Genomic DNA, 21981 nt, shown 5'->3' with positions numbered 1-21981 from the left:
GAAAGCCGCCATGATCGACGCGCTGCTGGCGTTCCTGGTTCTGCTCGCGCTGGCGGCGTGCCGCGTGCCGCTCGCCTTCGCCATGGCCCTCGTTGGCTTCGGGGCGCTGGCGCTGACCCAGTCGCTGCCGGCAGCGATCTCCTCCACGGTGCAGACCGTGATGCAGACCGGCGGGCTCTACACGCTGTCGGTGATCCCGCTGTTCACCCTGATGGGCAACCTGGTGACGCGGTCCGGCCTGTCGAAGGAGCTGTACACGGCCGCCTACAGCTTCGTCGGCCACCGGCCGGGCGGGCTCGCCACCTCCACCATCGTGGCCTGCGCGGGCTTCGGGGCGATCTGCGGCTCGAGCCTGGCGACCGCCGCCACCATGGCGCGGGTGGCGCTGCCCGAGATGGAGGCGCGCCGCTACAAGCCCGGGCTCGCCACCGCCTCGATCGCGGCGGGCGGGACACTCGGAATCCTCATCCCGCCCTCGGTCATCATGGTCCTCTACGGGCTGATGACCGACACCAGCATCGGCGCGCTGTTCGCCGCCGGCGTCCTGCCGGGGATCGTCGCGACGCTCTTCTATGTCGGGGCGGTGCGTTGGACGACCTGGCGCGACCCCGCCGCCGGCCCGCGCGGCGAGCGGGTGTCGGTGCGCGACAGGCTGGTGGCCCTGCGAGAGGTGTGGCGCGTGCTCGCGCTGTTCGGCGTCGTGCTCGGTGGCATCTACGGCGGAGTGTTCACGCCGACCGAGGCGGCCGGGATCGGTGCGGCGGGCGCCTTCCTGATCGCCCTCGCGCGGCGCGAGCTGAGGGTCTACGACTACGTCGAGGTGCTGGTCGATTCCGCCCGCACCAGCGCGATGATCTTCGCGGTGCTGCTCGGCGCCCTGATCTTCGCCAACTACGTGAACTTCACCTCGATGTCGTCCGATCTCGTGGCGCTGATCGAGGCCTACCGGGTCCATCCGCTGGCCGTGATCTTCATGATGATCGCGATCTACGTGCTGCTCGGCTGCCTGCTGGAGAGCATCTCGATGATCGTTCTCACGGTGCCGGTGTTCTATCCGATCGTGCAGGGCCTCGGCTTCGATCTCGTGTGGTTCGGCATCTTGGTGGTGGTGGTCACCGAGATCAGCCTGATCACCCCGCCGGTGGGGATGAACGTCTTCGTGCTCCGCGCCTTCACGCCGCACGTTCCGACCGGCGTGATCTTCCGCGGCCTGGTGCCGTTCGTGGTGGTGGATTTCGTCCGCATCGCGATCCTGGCGCTGGTGCCGGCGATCTCGTTGGCGCTGCCGACTTGGCTGAAGCTGATCCGCTGAAAGCCGTCGAGGCCAGCGGCCAGGCGAGACGGCGAGGCTGCGTCAGGCCACCCGGCCGCGCCAGCGCGCCGGGCCGAGCGTGTGGAGCGAGCGTCCGCCGCTGTCGACCGCCACCGTGACCGGCATGTCCTCGACGGTGAACTCGTAGATCGCCTCCATGCCGAGGTCCTCGAACGCCACCACCCGCGCCGCACGAATCGCCCGTGACACCAGAATGGCGGCGCCGCCGACGGCGATCAGATAAGCGGCGCGGTGACGGGCGATGGCCTCGATCGCCGCCGGCCCCCGTTCGGCCTTGCCGATCATGACGCGCAGCCCGGTCCGCGCCAGCAGCGTCTCGGTGAAGCGATCCATCCGGGTCGCCGTGGTCGGCCCGGCCGGGCCGATCACTTCGTCGCCCACCGGGTCGACCGGGCCGACATAGTAGATGGCACGGCCGCGCAGATCGACGGGCAGCGGTTCGCCGCGTGCGACGAGATCGGCCATGCGCTTGTGGGCGGCGTCGCGTCCCGTCAGCATCCGGCCCGACAGCAGCAGCGTGTCGCCCGGCGCCCAGCTCTCGATCTCGTCCTGGGTGAGGGCGTCGAGATCGACGCGGCGGGCGAGCCCCGCGGTGCGGTCGAGCACGATCTCGGGCCAGTCGGCGAGATCGGGCGGCGTGAAGGTCGCCGGCCCCGATCCGTCGAGCACGAACGAGACGTGCCGGTTGGCGGCGCATTGCGGGATCAGGGCCACCGGCTTCGACGCCGCGTGGGTCGGGAAGGTGCGGAGCTTCACGTCGACCACCGTGGTCAGGCCGCCGAGACCCTGGGCGCCGATGCCGAGCGCGTTGACGGCGCGGTAGAGGCGGATTCGCATCTCCTCCTCGGCGTCCGCCGGGCCGCGCGCCAGCAGATCGGGCATGTCGATCGGCGCCAGCAGCGCCTCCTTCGCCATCAGCATCGCCTTCTCGGCGCTGCCCCCGACCCCGAGACCGAGCAGGCCGGGCGGGCACCAGCCGGCCCCGAGACTCTCGACCGTGCGCAGCACCCACTCCTCGACGTCGTCGGACGGATTGAGCATGGCGAAGCGGCTCTTGTTCTCCGAGCCGCCGCCCTTGGCGGCGATCACCACCGTCACCACCTCGCCGGGGACCACCGCCGTGTGGGTCACCGCCGGCGTGTTGTCGCGGGTGTTGCGCCGCGTGAGCAGAGGGTCCGCGATGATCGAGGCGCGCAGCGGATTGGCCGTGTCCCGATAGGCGCGTCGTACGCCTTCGTCGACCAGCTCCTCGATCGCGCGCGTCGTCGCGATCCGCGCGCCGAGCCCGACCCGCACGAACGCATTGACGACGCCGGTATCCTGGCACATCGGCCGGCGGCCGAGCGCGGCGAGGCGCGAGTTGATCAGAATCTGGCCGATCGCCTCGCGGGCGGCGGGGCTCTGCTCGCGCTCGTGGGCGGCGGCGAGCGCCCGCACGTAGTCGGCCGGATGATAGCAGGAGATGAACTGCGCCGCGGCGGCGACGCTCGCGACGATGTCGTCCTCGCGGATGACGGTCATGGTCGGTCTCCCGGCGGCGCCCTGGTCGCCGCGCCAGCGGCATTCAGGCGGCGTCGACCTGCGCGTCCGGCCGGGCCGAGGCGATGGCCGGATGCGCCGCGGCGGTATCGGCCACCCGGACGATGGTCGGAAAGGCGTCAAGCGGGCACTGGAAGCGCCGCGCGTTGAAGACCTGCGGCACCAGGAAGGCGTCAGCGAGTGTGGGGGTGTCGCCATGGACGTAACGGCCGGTGCGTCCGGCCTTCGTCATCAGGGCCTCCAGGCCGGCGAAGCCGACCGCCACCCAGTGGCGATACCAGGCGAGCTTTTCGTCTTCGTCATGGCCGAGCGTCTTGGTCACGTAGTGGAGCACCCGCAGATTGTCGAGCGGATGGATCTCGCACGCGATGGTCGCCATCACGGCTCGCACATAAGCGCGGGCGACGGAATCGCGCGGCAGCAGCGGCGGCTCCGGGTGCGTCTCCTCCAGGTACTCGCAGATCGCCGTCGACTGCACCAGCACCGCGTCGCCGTCGACCAGCGTCGGCACCAGACCGAGCGGATTGACGGCGCGGTATTCGGGGCGGTGCTGCTCGCCGCCGTCGCGCAGCATGTGGACGACGGAGGGCTGCCAGGCGAGCCCCTTGAGGGCGAGGACGATGCGGACCCGATAGGCCGCCGAGGAGCGGAAATAGGTGTACAGCGTCACGACATGCCTCCGGCCGGCGCGTCCGGCCTGCTGGTCGGCGGACCCGGCGGCCGCTCCGGGGCCGGACCGCTCATCCGGCCCCATATGATCCGGCGGGGTGGCGGCGCCAATCCTCACTCGTGAGGAATGCGGACCCGGGCGTTCGGCAGCTAGCATCCGGCCATCGTCCCGGAGGCTCGTCATGTCCGCCATGGTTCCGATCAACGGTCTGCACCACTTCGCCTATCGCTGCCGCGACGCGGAGGAGACGCGGCATTTCTACGAGGACATTCTCGGCCTGCCACTCGTCCACATCGTCAAGTCCGACCATGTGCCGAGCACCGGCGAGTACTGTCCGTTCGTCCACCTGTTCTTTCAAATGAAGGACGGCTCTCACATCGCCTTCTTCGACCTCGGCGACAACGTGAAGGCGGAGCCGTCGCCCAATACGCCGAACTGGGTGAATCATCTGGCGCTCGCGGTGTCGTCGACCGAGGAGCTGAAGGAGGCGAAGATGCGGCTGGAACAGGCCGGCATCCCGATCCTCGGCATCACCGATCACACGTTCATCCACTCCATCTACTTCTTCGATCCGAACGGCATCCGGCTGGAGCTGACCACCGACGTCGGCCTCGCCGACTACAAGGAGGCGAAGCGCCGGAGCGCACGATCCGATCTCGACTCCTGGACGAAGGAGAAGTCGGAGCGCCTGGGGCTCGCCTCGTGACGGCGATGACCGCGAGCTGCCGGGGCGTCGAGTGGAACGGCAACGGCTACCGGCTGCCGGTGTTCCCCGCGGTGGTGCCGCCCTCGGCCGGACGGGCCGAGGTGGAGCGCGCCGGCATCGTCGTGGTCGGCGGCGGCGTCACCGGCCTGACGCTCGCGGCCGACCTGGCCTCGCGCGGCGTCGCCGTGCTGCTGCTCGACGATGACGACACCGTCGGGGTGCGCGGCGCCTCGTCGCGCGGCATGGTGTGGTCGCAGAAGACGCTGGAGATCATGGACCGGCTCGGCGTCGCGCCGCGCATGATCGAGAAGGGCGTCGTCTGGTCGGTCGGCAAGACGTTGTCGGGCGAGGAGATCGTCTATGCGTTCAATCGCGCCGAGGGCAACGCCTCCCTCCAGCCGCCGTTCGTCAACCTCCAGCAGTTCTATCTTGAGTGGTTCCTGGTCGATCGTCTCGGTGCGCTCGACGGCGCCGAGCTGCGTTGGAAGAACCGCGTCCGTGCCATCGAGCCCGGCCCGGCATCGGTCCGGCTGGAGGTCGAGAGTCCCGGCGGCGACTACGTCGTCGCGGCGGACTGGGTGATCGATGCGACCGGGGCCAACTCGCATCTGCGCGACTCGCTCGGACTTCCCGTCAAGGCGTCGCGCCACGTCGACTGCTGGTGCATCTGCGATGCCCGGCTGGACGAGGTCGAGCTGCCCGAGCGGTGGACCTGGGTCGACGCGCCGTTCAACGGCGGCCGCGCCGTCTGGCAGCACATGATGGCCGACAAGGTGTGGCGGCTGGACTATCAGCTCGCCCCCGGCACCGACCCCGAGGAGGCGGCGCGGCCGGAGATCGCCGCCGCGCGGGTGCGTGCCCATCTCGGTCCCGACGTCGCGTTCGAGCTCGTGTGGGTCGGGCCGTGGGCCTACCGCACCCAGATGCTGGAGCGGTTTCGGCATGGGCGCGTGCTGTTCGCGGGCGACGCCGCCCATGTGAAGAGCCCGTTCGGGGCGCGTGGCGGCAACTCCGGCATCGGCGACGCCGAGAACCTCGCCTGGAAGCTGGCGCTCGTCGTCCAGGGCAAGGCGAGCGAGCGTCTGCTCGATACCTACGACGAGGAGCGGCGCGCCGCTGCGGCCGAGAACATCCTCGTCACCTCCCGGTCGGCCCGCTTCCTGGCGCCGCAGTCGCCGTTCGAGCGCCGGCTTCGCGACGCACTGCTGGGCCTCGCTCGGCAGCACGCCTTCGCCCGTGCCATGGTCAATACCGGCCGGCTCGCCGTCGCCAACCGTTATCCGGGCTCCGCCATCCTGGCGCCGGACGGCGGTTACGCGCTGCCCAACCTGAGGCTGGAGCGGGCCGACGGCGGCGCCACCTCGCTGTCGGCGGCGCTCGCCGATCTCGGCACGGCGGCGCTCGGGCTCTACCTGCCGCGGGCGGGGCACGATCCGGCGCGCGCCGCGATCAGCGGCATCGGCGGCGAAGGGCTTCCCTACGCGGTGCGCACGCTCGAGGCGGGGCAGGGGGCGGTTCGCTGCACCTATCGCGACGCCGGAGGTCATCTTCCGGCGTTGACCGGCGCGGAGCCGGGCGACCTCGTGGTCGTCCGCCCGGATCTCTATTGTGCCGCCGTCGTGCGCGGCGCCGCGGCGGCGGCGGCGGAAGCCGCGCTCCGCGCCGCGGTCGGATTCGGAGCCTGACATGCGTCTCGATCCCAATCTCGAAGACCCGGACGGGTTCTACGCCGCGCTGGTCGCCGCCGCCGAAGGGCTCACCGAGACGCAGTCGCAGGACCTGGCGCTGCGGCTGGTGTTCCTGCTCGCCAATCAGGTGGGCGCCAAGGCGGCGCTCGATGCCTGCATCGACGAGGCGGCGCGGCCTTACAGGAAGGACAGTACGCATGGCTGAGGAGTTCGCGTCCACCCGGGACACGACCGAGCAGACGCCGCAGATCGTCGAGCTGGAGCGCGACATCTACGGATACTGCTCGGTGTCCGATCCGAACTGCGGCTTCGTGGTCGGTGAGGAGGCGGTGCTGGCGATCGACGCCCGTGCCACCCCGATGCTCGCCCGCGAGATGATCGCCGGCATCCGCACCGTCACCGATCGGCCGATCAAGTATCTCTTTCTTACCCATTATCACGCGGTGCGGGCGCTCGGCGCCTCGGCTTTCGGGGCCGATCTCGTGTTCTCCTCGCGCGACACCCTCGCGCTGCTGCGCGAGCGCGGGCAGGCCGACATGGAATCGGAGATCGGCCGCTTCCCGCGCCTCTTCAAGGGGCGTGAGGAGATCCCCGGCCTCACCTTTCCGGACGCCACCTTCGAGACCGAGCTCTCGTTCCATCTCGGCGACCGTGAGCTGCGCTTCCTGCGGCTCGGCCGCGCCCACACGCGGGGCGACACGGTATGTCACATCCCGGACGCCGGCGTGGTGTTCGCCGGCGATCTCGTCGAGAACCGCTGCGGCGTCTACATGGGCGACGCCTATGTGCAGGATTGGATGACGACGCTCGAACGCCTGCGCGCCCTCGACTGCCAAGCGGCGGTGCCGGGGCGGGGCGCGCCGATGCGCTCGCGCCAGGAGATCGCCGACGCTATCGACACCACCAAGGACTTCATCGCCTCGATCGTCGGAGCGGTGCGGCACGGCCTGTCGCTCGGCCGCGATCTCAAGGGCTGCTACGAGGAGGCGGAGCGGATTTGCAATCCGCGGTTCGGCGACTGGCCGATCTATGTCCATGCGCTGGCCTTCGACGTCGCCCGTGTCTACGACGAGCTGCGCGGCCTCGAGCATCCCCGCATCTGGACCGACGCCCGCGATCAGGAGCTGTGGCGCACGCTGCACGGCTGACCGCCGGCGCCGCGCGAGCGCAATGCCGATCGGCGGATTTCGAACACGAGCCCGGTCAACGGGCCGAACCCCCGAGGAGGAGACGATGAACAGACGCGAGTTTCTGGCAGGGTCCGCAGCCTTGTCGGTGGCCGGCCTCGCCGGTGGTGACGCGCAGGCCGGCACGGTGCTGCGCGCCTCCACCTGGATGCCGCCGCAGCATGTTCTCAACAGGAGCGTTCTCGCCGTATGGGCCAAGGAGATCGAGGCGGCCTCCGGCGGGCAGCTGCGGGTCTCGACGCTGCCGAAGGCGGTGGCGGCACCGCCCGGCACGTTCGACGCCATCGCCGATGGTGTCGCCGACATCGCCATGAACGTGCACGGCTACACGCCGGGCCGCTTCCTGCTGTCGACCATCGCCGAGTTTCCCGGCGCCGGCGACAGCGCCGAGATCGCCTCCGTCGCCTATCAGCGCGTCTACGCCAAGCACCTCGCCCGCTTCGATCAGGACAAGAAGCTGAAGGTGCTGGCGGTCTTCACCAACGGGCCGGGGCACATCTTCAACGTGCGGCGGCCGGTGCGGAGCGTCGCCGACCTCAAGGACCTCCGCATCCGGGTCGGTGGCGGCGCCGCCAATGACATCGCCCGGCTGCTCGACGTCTCGGCGGTGCTCAAGCCGGCGTCGGAGTCCTACGAGCTCCTGTCGTCGGGGATCGTCGACGGGGTGTTCTTCCCGTCGGAACCCATTGCCACCTTCAAGCTCGACGGCATCGTGAAGCATGGCACGCTGGTGCCCGGTGGGCTCTACAACACGAGCTGGGCGATGGTGATGAACCGCGCCAGCTACGACCGGCTGTCCGCCGATCTCCGCGATATCGTCGATGCCCGCTCGGGCGAGACCCTGGCCCGGCTGATCGGTCGCGCCCAGGACGAGACCGACCGCAGTGCCCTGGCGAAGATCAGGGCGAGCGGCATCGATCTCGTCACCGCGGATACCGCCTTCGTGTCGGAGATCAAGGCGCGCGTCCGCCCGCTGGAGGCGAGCTGGTCCGAACAGATCAAGAAGCTCGGAGCCGACGGGTCGGCCCTGCTCGAGGCCTACAGGGCCGAGCTCGCCGTCGCCGCGAACTGAGTCGCCGTTCCTCCCGCCTGCCGCGTCCGGACCCGGCACCGGACGCGGCACTTTTACGAGGCTGTCCATGAAGCTCGCCACCTTGCGCAACGGCCGTCCCGACGGCCGGCTGGTCGTCGTGTCGCGCGATCTCGCACGCTGCGCCGCGGCCGACGACATTGCGCCGACCCTGCAAGCGGCGCTCGACGTCTGGGACGATGCCGCGCCGCGGCTCGCCGAACGCGCGGCGGCGGTCGAGGCCGGCTCCGCCACAGGCGTCGAACCCTTCGATCCCGGTCTCGCGATGGCGCCGCTACCGCGCGCCTACCAGTGGGCGGACGGCTCCGCCTATGTCAATCACGTCGCGCTGGTGCGTAAGGCGCGCAACGCCGACATGCCGGACAGCTTCTGGCACGATCCGCTGGTCTATCAGGGCGCCGCGGACTGCAATCTCGGGCCGATGGACCCGATCCCGCTCGCCGATCCCGAGCTCGGCTGCGACTTCGAGGGCGAGATCGCGGTGGTGACCGACCGGGTGCCGGCCGGCACCGACGAGGAGGCGGCCGCCGCGCATATCAAGCTCGTCATGCTGGTGAACGACGTGACGCTGCGCAACCTCGTGGCGCCGGAGATCGGCAAAGGCTTCGGCTTCTTCCAGTCGAAGCCGCAGACCGCGTTCTCGCCCGTCGCGGTGACGCCGGACGAGCTGGGCGACGCCTGGGACGGCGCCCGCGTCCACCTGCGGCTGCGCGTCCACCGCGGCGACGTGCTGTTCGGCGCGCCCGAGGCGGGCCGCGACATGGTGTTCTCCTTCCCGCGGCTGATCTCGCACGTGGCGCGCACCCGCCCGATCGGGCCGGGCGGCATCATCGGCTCCGGCACGGTGTCCAATGCCGATCCCGCGGTGGGCGCCGCATGCATCGCCGAGCGGCGGGCCCGCGACATGCTGGAGTTCGGAGAGGTCCGCACGCTGTTCCTGGCGCCGGGCGAGCGCGTGCGCATCGAGATGCTGAACGATCGCGGACACTCGATCTTCGGCGCCATCGATCAAGTGGTAGCGAGGTATGTATGAGTTGCATATGTTGTGACTTGATGTAGCGTTGACGACAGGAAACGCTTGGTTGGAGGGTCAAGTCTTGCAGATCATGCAAGCGCCCGATGACGCCACGTGCCTGTCTGCTCCTCCCGATGCGCTGTGCAGCCTGGTTCGCCAGGTCGGCAAGCCTGCCTTCGTCGGGGCGCTGCTCGCGTCGAGCCGGGTCTTCGCGCCGGTCGAGTTCGTCTCGATCTTTCTGTACCCGAACAAGAACACGCCGATCTTCGTCGGCACCGAGGGGCCGGCGGGCCGGCGCTACGCCAGCTCGGCGGCCGATCATTACATGGCCCGGCACTATCGCGACGACCCCAATCTCGGCATCATGTTCGAGCACGGCGGTGTCGACGGCAGCCGCATCACCTATGTGAGTCGGGACGACATCCCGACCGTCGGCTATCGGACGTGGTGCTACGACCGCGCCCATATCGCGGACCGGCTGTCGCTCATCGGCCGCACCGAGCGGGGCCTGTCGTTCTCGGTCAGCTTCTACGGCGGGCGTGAGACGGGCGTCCTTTCGGAGAGCAGCCGGCGGGCGCTGGCGGCCTTCTTCCCGATCGTGCGGGCGGTGGCGCTGCGGCACTTCGAGCTGTGGCGCAACGGTGGGATCGATCCGGCCACCACCCGGGTGCGGGTGCTCGAGCGCTTTCCCATGCTGTCGCCACGCGAGGCGGATGTCGCGGCCGGAGTCGTCGCCGGCATGACGGCCGAAGAGATCGGCGGCTGGCTCGGCATCGCCCCGACCAGCGTGATCACGCACCGCAAGCGCGCCTACGAGCGGGTCGCCGTCGCCAATCAGCGCGAGTTCCTGCGCGTCTTCTACGGCTCCTGAACCGCTCGCGCCGCCTCCGTGCCGGGCCGGTAGCCACGGCCCAGGATGGCGAGCAGGGTGCGACGGAGCCAGCGGTTGGCCGGGTCGCGATGAAATCGCTCGTGCCACAGCAGCGAGATCTCGACGCTGCCGAGCCCGAGCGACGGCGTCTCGACGATGGCGAGGTCGAGCGCGTCGGCGAGGTACTTGGCGAGATTGGCGGGCAGCACCGCCACCATGTCGGTCCGTCGCACCACCATGGCGGCGGTGGCGAAGCTCGGCACGCTCAGGCGCAGCCGCGATCGCGGCACGATCTCGGCGAGGCGCGCCTCGGCGTTGGCGTGCGCATGGCCGGCCTGCCGGGCCTGCACCAGCACATGGGCGGCGTCGAGGAACGTGTCGCGATCCGGCCTCGCCGCCGTGAACGGGTGGCCCCGCCGCACGATCGCGACATAGCCTTCCTCGAACAGCCTGCGGCGGCGGATGTCCTGCACGAGATCCGGGAAGGCGCCCACGGCGATGTCGGCCTCGCCGCTCTCCAGCATGGAATGGAGATGGCGGGCGTCCGGCGGCACGATGCGGATCGTCACGCCGGGCGCCTCGGTGTCGAGGCGATGCATCAGATGCGGTGCCAGGCGCTGAGCGCCGACGTCGGTGATCAGCAGGGTGAAGCTGCGCTCCGATCGCGCCGGCGCGAAGGCGGGCGGCGTCGGCGTCAGCGTCGCGCTGGCGGCCAGAATGGTGCGCACCGCGCCGGCGATCTCCAGGGCGCGGGCCGTCGGCGCCATGCCGCGGCCGGTGCGCACGAACAGAGGGTCACCGAAATGCGCGCGCAGGCGCGCCAGGATCTTGCTGAGCTGAGGTTGCGACAGGTCGAGCTGATGAGCGGCCCGCGTCAGCGAGGTCTCGCGCAGCAGCGTCTCGAACGCCCGCAGATGCGACAGGGAGATCTCCATCTCATGTCAATGGCGCCATATCGACATGATGACAACGGAATAGTTCGGGCGCGCTCGCTCCGCTAACGTCTTTCGCAGCTGCGATCGCCCGCAGAGGCGATGCCGGTGCGGGAGGACGTCATGCGGATCTATTCCAACCGAGACCGTCCCAGTCATCTCGGACCTTATGCGCTCGAGCGGCTCGCGCGTTTAGACTCCGTCGAGCCGCGCTCGCTGCCGCTGTGCGTCGACGCTTGTGCGGCGCATCCCGACGCCATCGGGGCGGAGATCGAGACCTATGCGGCGCTGTTCCGCCGCTTCCTCGACGGGGCGGTCGCGCCGCGCAGCCCCGCGGTGCCGGACGACCCGGTGCGCCGCGCCGAGAACCTCAAGGCGTCGGCCTACTTTCTCGACGCGGCGCTGGCCGGCACCTGTGTCGTCGCCGAGGCGGACCGGCTCGACCTCGGGTCCGGTGCGGCCGGCGATCCGGATCACACCCACGCGCTCGTCTTCGCGGTGCCGTTCGGGCGCGTGCCGGCGGCCGACGAGCCGGGCGGCGCGTGGATACGCGGCACCAACGTGGCGCGGACCGACATGCGGGCCACCGAGATCGCCGTGATCCTCGCCGGCTATCTGCGCTGGATGGGTTTTCCGGCGCGCGGCCACGTGGCCGGCGACACTCTGGTCGATCTGTCGCGACTGGCGATCCGCGCCGGCATCGCGCGGGCGGAGGGTGGCCGGTTGGTGGCGCCGTTCCTGTCGCGTGGCTTCCGCATCGGCGTCGTCACCACCGGCTTCGTGGTCGCGCCGGACCGGCCGCTGGCGCCGGACGGTGATCTCGGCGAGCACGCCCCGGAGGTCTATGTCGGCATCGACGGCACCCGGCCGGGCTGGGCCGATGCCGAGGAGGAGCAGCGGCCGCTCCACATGGGACGGTATCCGATGGAGACGATCCGCCGCGTCGACGAGCCGACCACGCTGGTGATCCGGCAGGAGATCGGGCGGGTGCCGAAGCGCGGCGACTTCTTCAAGCGGGCCGAGGCCGGCGACCTCGGCGACAAGCCGCGGCTCGAGAAGAAGCGATTTCCGATGAAGCACCCGCTGGCGCTCGGCATGCAGCCGCTGATCCAGGCCATGGTGCCGCTCCAGGGTGATCGCGAGAAGCAGCAGCCGACCGGACGCGGCGGCGATCTGTCCGATCCGGAGCGCAACGCCGCGGCCATCAAGGCGCTCGGCTACTATCTCGGCGCCGACTTCGTCGGGATCTGCCGGGCCGAGCCGTGGATGTACTACGCGACCGACGACACCGACGGGCGGCCGATCGCGGCGTATCACGACTACGCCGTGGTGATGCTGATCGACCAGGGCTACGAAACCATGGACGGCGCCTCCGGCGACGACTGGATCTCGGCCTCGCAGTCGATGCGGGCCTATCTGCGCGGCGCCGAGATCGCCGGCGTGATGGCGGCGCACTGCCGGAAGATGGGCTTTTCGGCGCGCAGCCATTCCAACGCGCATTCGGAGATCATCCACAATCCGGCGATCTTGATGGCGGGGCTCGGCGAGGTGTCGCGCATCGGCGACACACTGCTCAATCCGTTCATCGGGCCGCGCTCGAAATCGGTGGTGCTCACCACCGACCTGCCGATGACGGTCGACAAGCCGATCGACTTCGGCCTCCAGGACTTCTGCGACCGCTGCCGCAAGTGCGCCCGCGAGTGCCCGTGCAACGCCATCACGTTCGGCCCCAAGGTGATGTTCAACGGCTACGAGATCTGGAAGGCCGACGTCGAGAAATGCACCAAGTACCGCGTCACCCAGATGAAGGGCTCGGCCTGCGGGCGCTGCATGAAGATGTGTCCGTGGAACCGCGACGACACCGTCGCGGCGCGCGAGCTCGCGGCGCTGTCGATCCGCCATCCGGAGGCCCGGCCCGCCATCATCGCCATGGACGACGTCTTGCAGAACGGCAAGCGCAACCTGATCAAGCGATGGTGGTTCGACCTCGAGGTGGTCGACGGCGTCGCCGGCGCGCCGGTCGCCGGAACTAACGAGCGTGACCTGAGCCCCGGCCGCGACGACAAGCTGACCGCGATGCAGCGGCTGGCGATGTTCCCGCCGAAGCTCCAGCCGGCGCCCGGCACGACGCTGGCCGAGGTGGTGCCGATCGACCGCGTCGCCGGCATGGACGAGTACCGGCGTGCCGAAACCCCGGACGCGGCGCGCCGGCGCCTGCGCGGCAGCGCGTCCTGATCCGGCCCGCCGGGCGATGTCGAGGACCCTCCGGCGCGTCAGCGCGTATCGACGATGCGTCGACCGTCCTCCGGCAGCGTGCCGGGCCGCAGCAGGACGATCTCGCCGGTCAGCTTGGTGACGTCCCGCAGGGTGTCGGCGAGGGCGTCGCGCAGACCGTCGGATGGAACGGGCACCTCGGCCTCGAGCCGGATCGCATCTTGCTCGCCGGTCCGCAGCACGACGAGGCGGACGGCCCCGATGTCGCCGTGACGGCGGGCGATCTCGGCGACCTGGCTCGGGTGGACGAACATGCCCTTCACCTTGGCGCTCTGATCGGCGCGGCCGAGCCAGCCGGCCAGGCGGATGTTGGTGCGGCCGCAGTCCGATCGCCCGGGCCGCACGGCGGAGAGATCGCCGGTGGCGAAGCGGATCATCGGATAGTCGCGCGTGAAGGTCGTCACCACCACCTCGCCGATCTCGCCGTCGGGAACCGGATCGCCGGTGCCGGGTCGGACGATCTCGACGATGCGGTCCTCGTTCACCACCAGGCCGGTCTCCGCGATCGTCTCGTAGGCGATCAGCCCGACATCGGCGGTGGCGTAGCCCTGGAGGGCCGCGACGCCATGATCGGCGAGGGCGGCGCGCAGCGACGGCGGCAGCGCCGCCCCGGTGGTGAACGCCTTGGTGAGCGAGCCGCAGTGCCGCCCGGTTTCGGCGGCGCGATCGAGGATGATTTTCAGGAAGTCGCCGGTGCCGAGATAGCCGACCGGCCGGTAGCGGCGGATCGCCTCGACCTGCTGGTCGGTGTTGCCCACACCTCCCGGAATCACGACCCCGCCCAAGGCCCGCAGCCCGCTCTCGGCCAGATAGGCGCCGGGGGTGAGATGATACGAGAAGCAGTTGAGCGCCACGTCGCCGGCCCGGAAGCCGGCGGCGAACAGGCCCGCCGCCATGCCCCACCAGTCGCGTCCTTCGCCCTCCGGCTCCGCCACCGGACCGGGCGACACGAACAGGCGCCGGAACGCCGTCGTCGGCACACAGGCGAAGCCGCCGAGCGGCGGATCGGCGGCCTGGAGGCCGACGAGATCGGACTTGCGCAGCAGCGGCAGGGCTCGCAGCGCCTGCCGGGCCGTCACCGCCGCCGGATCGACGCCGGCGAGATGGCGCCGCCAGCCCGGCGCCTGCATCGCATGAGCGAGCAGGCCGGGCAGCCGCGCCATCAGGTCGCGCTCGCGCAGCGCGGGGTCCCGACTTTCCCGCGTGTCGTAATGCTCCGGCGTCCTGGCCAGGAGGGTTGCTGCTCCCGTCATGCCAGCCACCGCTTGCGCCGCCGATACGACTTGGCATCGCGGAAGCTCCTCCGGCCGCCATCGGCGAGGCCGAGATAGAACTCCTTGACGTCCTCGTTCTGGCGCAGGGCCTCGGCCTCGCCGTCCATCACCACCCGTCCGGTCTCCAGCACGTAGCCGTAGGTCGCGTAGCGCAGCGCCACGTTGGTGTTCTGTTCGGCGACCAGGAAGGAGACCCCCTCGCGCTCGTTCAGCGTCTTCACGATCTCGAAGATCTCCTCGACGATCTGGGGCGCCAGCCCCATAGACGGCTCGTCGAGCAGGATCATCTTCGGCTTCGACATCATGGCGCGGCCGATGGCGCACATCTGCTGCTCGCCGCCGGAAGCATAGCCCGCCTGTGCGTTGCGGCGCTCCCGGAGGCGGGGGAAGTAGGCATAGACGCGCTCCAGGTCGGCGGCGACGGCGGCCCTGCCGTCACGTCGCGTGAAGGCGCCGGCCAGCAGGTTCTCGGCGATGGTCAAGTGGCCGAAGCAGTGCCGGCCCTCCATCACCTGGATGCACCCTCGCTGCACCAGATCGCTCGGGCTCGCCGCGTCGATCCGCTCGCCGCCGAACGTGATGGTGCCCTTGGTGACCTCGCCGCGATCGTTGCGGAGCAGGTTGGAGATCGCCTTCAGGGTGGTGGTCTTGCCGGCGCCGTTGGCGCCAAGAAGGGCGACGATGCCGCCCTTGGGCACCGTCAGGGACACGCCCTTGAGCACGAGCGCGACGCGGCCGTAGACAACTTCGATGTTGCCGACCGAGAGCATCGGATCGGCGGCGGCCGGCGGTGGTTCGCCCCGGTGGAGCGGGAGAGGGACCGACATGGACGGGGGGCTCCTGCGATCGATCGGGTATCGGTTCGGGCAGGTAGGGGCTGGGTTCCGGGCTCCGGCCTTCGGCCGGCCCCGGAACGACCGAGTTTCAGAACTCCGACGGCCTGTTAGAGCGGAATCCAATCCAAATGGATCGGACCCCGCTTTAGAAGTCTTTGCGTGATCGCATTTTCGACGGCGAACCGGAATCCCGCTTCGCCGGAAAATGCTCTAAAGCTTGCCGCAGTCGACCGGCGTGATGCCCTTGCTGCTCGCATAGGCGGCCGCCGATTCCTTGACGAGCGGGTCCAGCACCGTGCCGTCGACCTCGATCCAGTCGGAGATCACGGTCCAGCGCGCGCCGTCCCATTGCTGGACGCGGCCGAAGCGTGCGCCCTCGTGGTTTTCGCAGCTCGCCTTCAGGGGCTTGATCATGGTGGCGACGCCGAGCGCTTGCAGCCGCCCGGCATCGAGGTCGAGGTTCTCCAGGCCCCAGCGGACCTGCTCGCCGGTCAACGGCTTGTTGCCGAACTTCGCCTGGGCGGTGCGGATCGCCTCGACGCTGACCAGGGCGCTGATCAGGCCGCGGTTGTAGAGGATCTGGCCGACCTCCTGGGGCGTGGCCAGTCCCGCGCCCTTGCCGTAAACATGAGTCAGGATGTCCTGATGCACCTTGTCGCGCTCGGCGCCGTGCTGGAGCATCAGCGTCTTGTAGCTCTTGGCACGGTCGCCCGCCGGGATGACGTCGGGCTCGGCGCCCGACCAGGCGTAGCCGAGCAGGCGGTCGCGCGGGAAGTTGACCGCCGCCGCCTCTTGGATGGCGGCCGGGTTCATGCCGCCGTATCCCCACAGCACCACATAGTCGGGCCGCATCTGCCGGATCTGCAACCATTGCGACCGCTGCTCGAGGCCCGGCGCCGTCACCGGGATGGCCGTGAAGGTGTAGCCGTGCTTGGCGGCGAGCTTCTCGAACACGGCGATCGGCTCGCGGCCGGCCGGCGCGTCGAGATGCAGGAGCACGATCTTCTTGCCCTTCAGCTTGTCCTTGCCGCCGACCTCCCGGCCCAGATACTCGATCGCCAGCCCGGCGGCCGTCCAATGGCTGCCGATCAGCGGGAAGTTCCAGCGGAACACCGAGCCGTCGCGGGTGTCGGAGCGGCCGTAGCCGACCGTGACCATCGGGATCTTGTCGACCGGCGCCTTCTCGGTGAGCGCGAAGGTGATGCCGGTGGAGACCGGATGGAACATCGCCGCGCCGGTCGGCCCCTTGCCCTTCAGGCGCTCGTAGCACTCGACGCCGCGGTCGGTGCCGTAGGCCGTCTCGCATTCCTCGAACGCGATCTTGACGCCGTTGATGCCGCCGTCGCGCAGGTTGACGAGCTGCAAGTAGTCGACGAATCCGTTGGCCCAGGGAATGCCATTGGCGGCGTAGAGGCCGGTCCGGTAGGACAGGACCGGGATGAACTGCTCGTTGGCCACCGCCATGGCCGATGGAGCGAGCGTGGCGAGCGCCATGGCGCCCATGGCGGCGAGCCGTGCCGGGTATCGCATGGGTATCCTCCCTCGAAGCTCTCGATTGTTGGCCCGCGGCGCGGGCGGCGTTGTCGTCACGTCAAGGTTCATGGAGCTCGCCCGGGTGTGCCGGATCGCCGGAGCTAATGGGGGAACGGCCACAGGCGCAGCTTCTCCTTGGCCAGCGACCACAGGCGGGCGAGCCCGAGCGGCTCGGCGATCAGGAACACGATGATCAGCACGCCGAACACGGCGGTCTCCAGGTGCGAGATCGTCGAGGTCGACAGCGGGGTGCCGAGGGCGGCGGGGAGCCGGCTCAAGACGATCGGCACCAGGAGGATGAACGCGGTGCCGAGGAACGCCCCGAGGATCGACCCGAGCCCGCCGATGATGACCATGAACAGGAGGTGGAAGGAGCGGTCGATCGAGAAGGTGAGGGGCTCCCACGAGCCGAGATGCGCGAACGCCCACAGGGCGCCGGCGATGCCGATGATGAAGGACGACACCGCGAATGCGGTCAGCTTGGCGTAGACGGGGCGGATGCCGATGATCTCGGCCGCCAGGTCCATGTCGCGGATCGCCATCCACTGGCGCCCGATGGCGCCGCGCACGAGGTTCTTCACGCCGAAGGCGAACAGCACCACGATGGTGAGAACCAGAAGATAGCGCTCGACGCTCGCATCCAGACGAAACCCGAGCACGTCGATCGGCGGGGCCGTGACCGAGCCCGACGGCGCGTAGTTGGTGAACCACTTCACCCTCAGGAACAGCCAGTCGAAGAAGAACTGCGCCGCCAGCGTCGCGACCGCGAGATAAAGGCCCTTGATGCGCAGGCTGGGCAGCCCGAAGGCGACGCCGACCGCCGCCGCCGCGACCCCGCCGGACAGCAACGCGACCAGGATGGGAAGCTCGGGCAGGCGCACCGCCGTGTTGTAGGCCGCATAGGCGCCGACCGCCATGAAGGCGCCGCTGCCGAGCGAGATCTGGCCGCAATAGCCGACCAGGACGTTCAGCCCCAGCGCGGCGAGCGAGAGGATCAGGAAGGGCAGCAGGATGGCGGAGAAGACATAGTCGGAATCGAACGGCGGGATGCCGAGAAACGCCATCGACGGCACCCCGACGAACGCCACCACCAGCAGGCCGGCGAGGCTCCACCGCTCCTGGGCGATCGGCAACAGGGCCATGTCCTGCGCGTAGGTGGTCTTGTACTGGCCGGCCTCGTGATACAGCATGACGCTCTCCGCTCAGACGCGCTCGATGATGCGCTCGCCGAACAGCCCCTGCGGCCGCACCAGCAGAAACGACAGCGCCACCACGTAGGCGAACCAGTACTCGATGCCGCCGCCGAGCATCGGCCCGAGAAAGACCTCGGCGAGCTTCTCGCCGGCGCCGATCAGCAGGCCGCCGACGATGGCGCCCGGGATCGACGTGAAGCCGCCCAGGATGAGAACCGGCAGCGCCTTGAGGGCGAGGAACGCGATCGAGAACTGGATGCCGAGCTTGGAGCCCCACAGCAGCGCCGCCACCAGCGCCACCAGGCCGGCGATGGTCCACACCACGAACCAGATCCAGGCGATCGGGATGCCGACCGATTGGGCCGCCGCGTGGTCGTCGGCCGCCGCTCGCAGTGCGAGCCCGGTGCCGGTCCGGTGGAAGAACAGCACCAGGGCGACCACGAGGATGGCCGCGATGGCGGCGCCCCAGAGATCGAGCCCGTTGATCAGCAAGCCGCCGTCGAACACGCCGTCCAGGAGGAACACGGGGTCGCGCGGCAGGCCGATGTCGAGCGCATAGACCTCCGAGCCGAACACGAGCTGGCCGAGCGAGTCGATCACGAAGGCGAGCCCGATGGTCGCCATGAACAGCGACAGCTGGCTCTGGTTGAGGAGAGGCGTCAGCACGAAGCGCTGGGTCGCCCAGGCGACCGCCACCAGGATGGCGGCCGCGAACACGAAGGCGCCGAGCGCGGCGAGCCAGAACGGCGCGATGGCGGCAAGCGCGGCCTGCGCCTTGACGAAGGCGAGCCCGGCCAGCAGCACCATCGAGCCCTGGGCGAAGTTGAGCACGCCCGACGCCTTGTAGATGAGCACGAAGCCGAGCGCCACCAGCGCATAGAGCACACCGGAGAGCAGGCCGCCGAGCAGCACCTCGAGGACGAACGCCATGGCTGGTTTCCTTCAGTGCGCCACGCCGAGATACGCCTTGATGACGGCCGGATCGCCCTTGACCTCGGCCGGCGTGCCGTCGGCGATCTTGCGGCCGTATTCGAGCACGACGACGCGATCCGACAGGTCCATCACCACGCCGATGTCGTGCTCGATCAGCGCCACCGTGGTCCGGAAATGCCGGTTGGCCTCGACCACGAAGCGGCACATGTCCTCCTTCTCCTCGACGTTCATGCCGGCCATCGGCTCGTCCAGGAGGAGTAGATCCGGCTCCATGGCGAGCGCCCGGCCGAGCTCCACCCGCTTCTGGAGGCCGTAGGGCAGCCGGCCGACCGGCACCTTGCGGATGTGCTGGATCTGGAGGAAGTCGATGATCTCCTCCACCACCTGGCGATGCTCGATCTCCTCGCGCAGCGCCGGACCGAGACGGACGAGCTGCCGCCACAGGCCGCATCTCATCCGCAGGGCCCGTCCCGTCATGATGTTGTCGAGCGTCGTCATGCCGCGGAACAGGGCGACGTTCTGAAACGTGCGGGCGATGCCGCCGCGGGCCGCCACATAGGGCCGCATGTGGGCGCGCCGCTCGCCCTTGAACGTGATGGCGCCGTCGGTCGGATGATAGAATCCGTTGATGCAGTTCAGCATCGATGTCTTGCCGGCGCCGTTGGGTCCGATGATGGCGCGGATCTCGCCGCGTCGGATGTCGAACGACACGTCGGTCAGCGCGTTCACGCCGCCGAAGCGCAGGCTGATGCGGTCGACGGCGAGCAGCACCTGGTCGGCAGGCCCGGTGGCGGCGGACCGGGCGGCGGCGGACCCCGCGGCAGGCTCGGCGGTGCCGTCCCGGTGGTGCTGGATCGTCGGTGCCTGCTGGGTCATCGCGTCCATCGCTTGCATCCTCGTCATGCGGCTCTCGCCACGCTCGCCGGGCCGGCGGGCGGCGCGACGATCTCGGCCTCGCGGACCTGGACACGACCGCTGACCAGCCCCTTGCGGCCGTCCTCGAACACCACCTCGGTGGCGATCTCGTAGACGCCCGGCCCGGTGTAGAGCGCGTCCACCAGTGGCGCGTAGCGTTCGGCGATGAAGCTGCGGCGCACCTTCTGGGTTCGCGTCAGCTCGCCGTCGTCGGCATCGAGCTCCTTGTGGAGAATGAGGAAGCGCCGGATCTGGGAGGCCGCCATGCGCGGATCGGCGGCGAGGCTGCGGTTCACGGCCGCGACATGGCGCGCGACGATGTCGTAGACCTGAGGATGCGCCGCCAGCTCCTGGTAGCTCGCATAGATGACGCCGTTGCGCTCGGCCCAGTTGCCCACCGCGGCGAGATCGATGTTGATCATCGCGACGCCGTGGTCACGGTCGTGGCCGAACGCCACCGCCTCCTTGATCTCGGGAAAGAACTTGAGCTTGTTCTCGATGTATTTCGGCGCGAACAGGCCGCCACTGGTGAGCCGGCCGACATCCTTGGCGCGATCGATGATGCGCAGGTGGCCGCGGTCGTCGAGATAGCCGGCGTCGCCGGTCTTCACCCAGCCGTCGAGGGTGCGGATCTCGTCGGTCCGCTCCGGCTCCTTGTAGTAGCCGGCGAACACGCCGGGCGAGCGGAACTGGATCTCGCCCTGCTCGGTGATCCGGATGTCGACGTCCGGCGCCGGAACCCCGACCGTCTCGACGTCGACGGCATCGTCCGGGTGCATGGTGATGTAGACGCAGGCTTCCGTCTGGCCGTAAAGCTGCTTCAAGTTGACCCCGAAGGAGCGGAAGAAGCCGAACATCTCCGGCCCGATCGCCTCGCCGGCCGTGTAGGCCACCTTGATGCGCGACAGCCCGAGCCGGTTCTTGATCGGGCGGTAGACCAGAATCGATCCGAGGCCATAGAGCAGGCGGTCCGTGAGCGGCACCGCGGCACCGGCGTCGGCGGCGGCGCCGCAACGGCGCGCCACCGCGACGAAGTAGTGGAACATCCGCCGCTTGATCGGCATCGCGTCCTCGATCCGCACCATCATCATGGTCAGCATCTCCTCGAAGATGCGCGGCGGCGCGAAGAAGTAGGTCGGTGCGATCTCGTGACGGTCCTGCGCGATGGTGTCGGGCGCTTCCGGACAGCAGACGCAGTAGCCGGCGCAGTAGGACTGCGCGAGCGAGAAGATGTGATCGCCGATCCACGCCATCGGCAGATAGGCGACCACCTCGTCGGTCTCGTCGAGCCGATCGAAGCGGTTGGCGTTGACCGCGGAGGAGATCAGATTCCGATAGGTGAGCATCACGCCCTTGGGGCGGCCTGTGGTGCCCGAGGTGTAGAGCAGCACCGCCAGGTCCTCGGAGCGGATCGCCGCGATGCCGGCCCGCCACGTCGCGTCGCCGGCCGGATCGCGCTCGAGTGCGGCGCGGCCGTTGGCCAGCACGGTGTCGAGGTGATGCAGCCTCTCATGGTCGTAGTCGCGCAGCCCGCGCGGCTCGTCGTAGAGCGTGTGCCGCAGCGACGGCAGCCGGTCGGCGAGGCTCAGGATCTTGTCGACCTGCTCCTGGTCCTCCGCCATCACGAAGCCGACCTCGGCGTGGCCGAGCACATAGGCCATCTCGTCGGCGACGGAGTCGTGATAGACCGGCACCGCCACCCCGCCGAGCGACTGCGCCGCGGCGATCGCCCAGTAGAGGCGCGGCCGGTTGCGCCCGACGATGGCGATGCGATCACCGGACCGGAAGCCGAGCTCGCGCAGCCCGAAGGCGAGCGCGCGCACCTCGTCGGCCACCTCCCGCCAGGTCCAGGTGTGCCAGATGCCCCGCGTCTTGAATCGATTGGCGGGCCGTTCGGCGAAGCGATCGGCGTTGAGAAGCAGGATGGCGGGGAATGATCGGCAGTCCTGGAGCATGGTTCGGCACCTGGTGGGTCCGATGCGACTGTCCCGG

Annotated in this window: 19 protein-coding genes; 9 read left to right on the top strand and 10 right to left on the bottom strand. The window is 69.6% G+C overall.

Features of this window, described 5'->3' with window-relative positions; translation table 11 throughout:
• Positions 1-10 precede the first annotated feature (10 nt).
• Entirely contained in the window at positions 11-1312 is a 1302-nt protein-coding gene (locus ACFQUV_RS22560; protein ID WP_129611203.1) for a TRAP transporter large permease, read from the top strand.
• A gap of 42 nt (positions 1313-1354) precedes the next feature.
• Here ACFQUV_RS22560 and ACFQUV_RS22555 read toward each other — a convergent pair whose 3' ends face one another.
• A complete protein-coding gene (locus ACFQUV_RS22555; protein ID WP_129611204.1) occupies positions 1355-2854 on the bottom strand; it encodes a fumarate hydratase in 1500 nt (499 codons plus the stop codon).
• Positions 2855-2897: 43 nt separating this feature from the next.
• Positions 2898-3542, bottom strand: coding sequence for a maleylacetoacetate isomerase (gene maiA, locus ACFQUV_RS22550; RefSeq protein ID WP_129611205.1), 645 nt, complete (start codon positions 3540-3542; stop codon positions 2898-2900).
• A 181-nt stretch (positions 3543-3723) separates the two neighbouring features.
• On the opposite strand from maiA, the gene ACFQUV_RS22545 reads away from it, so the two are divergent.
• From ACFQUV_RS22545 to ACFQUV_RS22515, 7 genes are all read left to right on the top strand, one after another.
• Positions 3724-4248, top strand: coding sequence for a VOC family protein (locus ACFQUV_RS22545; protein WP_244601737.1), 525 nt, complete (start codon positions 3724-3726; stop codon positions 4246-4248).
• Between the two features lie 5 nt (positions 4249-4253).
• On the top strand, positions 4254-5933 hold the full coding sequence (locus tag ACFQUV_RS22540; RefSeq protein ID WP_129611206.1) for an FAD-dependent oxidoreductase: 1680 nt from the start codon (positions 4254-4256) through the stop codon (positions 5931-5933).
• 1 nt (position 5934) lies between these two features.
• The gene (locus ACFQUV_RS22535; RefSeq protein WP_111383280.1) at positions 5935-6141 is read left to right on the top strand and encodes a DUF2783 domain-containing protein; all 207 of its coding nucleotides are present in this window, start codon (positions 5935-5937) and stop codon (positions 6139-6141) included.
• Positions 6134-7084: an MBL fold metallo-hydrolase gene (locus ACFQUV_RS22530; protein ID WP_129611207.1), complete on the top strand. Its 951-nt coding sequence runs from the start codon at positions 6134-6136 to the stop codon at positions 7082-7084. Before ACFQUV_RS22535 ends, ACFQUV_RS22530 begins: the two co-directional genes overlap by 8 nt.
• 85 nt (positions 7085-7169) lie before the next feature.
• Positions 7170-8195: a TRAP transporter substrate-binding protein gene (locus tag ACFQUV_RS22525; protein ID WP_129611208.1), complete on the top strand. Its 1026-nt coding sequence runs from the start codon at positions 7170-7172 to the stop codon at positions 8193-8195.
• 67 nt (positions 8196-8262) lie between these two features.
• Positions 8263-9246, top strand: coding sequence for a fumarylacetoacetate hydrolase family protein (locus ACFQUV_RS22520; RefSeq protein WP_129611209.1), 984 nt, complete (start codon positions 8263-8265; stop codon positions 9244-9246).
• A gap of 73 nt (positions 9247-9319) precedes the next feature.
• Positions 9320-10099: a helix-turn-helix transcriptional regulator gene (locus tag ACFQUV_RS22515; protein WP_165364161.1), complete on the top strand. Its 780-nt coding sequence runs from the start codon at positions 9320-9322 to the stop codon at positions 10097-10099.
• Here the strand turns inward: ACFQUV_RS22515 and ACFQUV_RS22510 are convergent.
• A complete protein-coding gene (locus ACFQUV_RS22510; RefSeq protein ID WP_129611211.1) occupies positions 10087-11034 on the bottom strand; it encodes a LysR family transcriptional regulator in 948 nt (315 codons plus the stop codon). The genes ACFQUV_RS22515 and ACFQUV_RS22510 overlap by 13 nt on opposite strands.
• A 120-nt stretch (positions 11035-11154) precedes the next feature.
• On the opposite strand from ACFQUV_RS22510, the gene ACFQUV_RS22505 reads away from it, so the two are divergent.
• Positions 11155-13266 carry a 4Fe-4S dicluster domain-containing protein gene (locus tag ACFQUV_RS22505; protein ID WP_129611212.1) on the top strand — a complete coding sequence of 704 codons (2112 nt, stop codon included), beginning with the start codon at positions 11155-11157 and terminating at the stop codon, positions 13264-13266.
• Between the two features lie 38 nt (positions 13267-13304).
• Here the strand turns inward: ACFQUV_RS22505 and ACFQUV_RS22500 are convergent, their stop codons facing one another.
• The 7 genes from ACFQUV_RS22500 to ACFQUV_RS22470 all read right to left on the bottom strand — a co-directional run bounded on the left by ACFQUV_RS22500 (position 13305) and on the right by ACFQUV_RS22470 (position 21944).
• Entirely contained in the window at positions 13305-14558 is a 1254-nt protein-coding gene (locus tag ACFQUV_RS22500; RefSeq protein ID WP_129611213.1) for a phenylacetate--CoA ligase family protein, read from the bottom strand.
• Positions 14555-15406, bottom strand: coding sequence for an ABC transporter ATP-binding protein (locus ACFQUV_RS22495; RefSeq protein ID WP_111383273.1), 852 nt, complete (start codon positions 15404-15406; stop codon positions 14555-14557). Before ACFQUV_RS22495 ends, ACFQUV_RS22500 begins: the two co-directional genes overlap by 4 nt.
• 219 nt (positions 15407-15625) lie before the next feature.
• Positions 15626-16945, bottom strand: a complete 1320-nt coding sequence (locus tag ACFQUV_RS22490; RefSeq protein WP_129611214.1) for an ABC transporter substrate-binding protein — start codon at positions 16943-16945, stop codon at positions 15626-15628.
• Between the two features lie 104 nt (positions 16946-17049).
• A complete protein-coding gene (locus ACFQUV_RS22485) occupies positions 17050-18138 on the bottom strand; it encodes a branched-chain amino acid ABC transporter permease (protein ID WP_111383271.1) in 1089 nt (362 codons plus the stop codon).
• Positions 18139-18150: 12 nt separating this feature from the next.
• Positions 18151-19071, bottom strand: a complete 921-nt coding sequence (locus tag ACFQUV_RS22480) for a branched-chain amino acid ABC transporter permease (protein WP_129611215.1) — start codon at positions 19069-19071, stop codon at positions 18151-18153.
• 12 nt (positions 19072-19083) lie between these two features.
• Positions 19084-19977: an ABC transporter ATP-binding protein gene (locus ACFQUV_RS22475; RefSeq protein WP_244601738.1), complete on the bottom strand. Its 894-nt coding sequence runs from the start codon at positions 19975-19977 to the stop codon at positions 19084-19086.
• A complete protein-coding gene (locus ACFQUV_RS22470; protein WP_129611216.1) occupies positions 19974-21944 on the bottom strand; it encodes an AMP-binding protein in 1971 nt (656 codons plus the stop codon). Before ACFQUV_RS22470 ends, ACFQUV_RS22475 begins: the two co-directional genes overlap by 4 nt.
• Positions 21945-21981: the final 37 nt, after the last annotated feature.

It is taken from the genome of Rhodoplanes sp. P11 (assembly GCF_964266735.1).
Classification (GTDB): domain Bacteria; phylum Pseudomonadota; class Alphaproteobacteria; order Rhizobiales; family Xanthobacteraceae; genus Rhodoplanes; species Rhodoplanes serenus.
The sequence above is the reverse complement of the archived record's forward strand: the minus strand, read 5'-3'. Positions and strand labels throughout refer to the sequence as shown.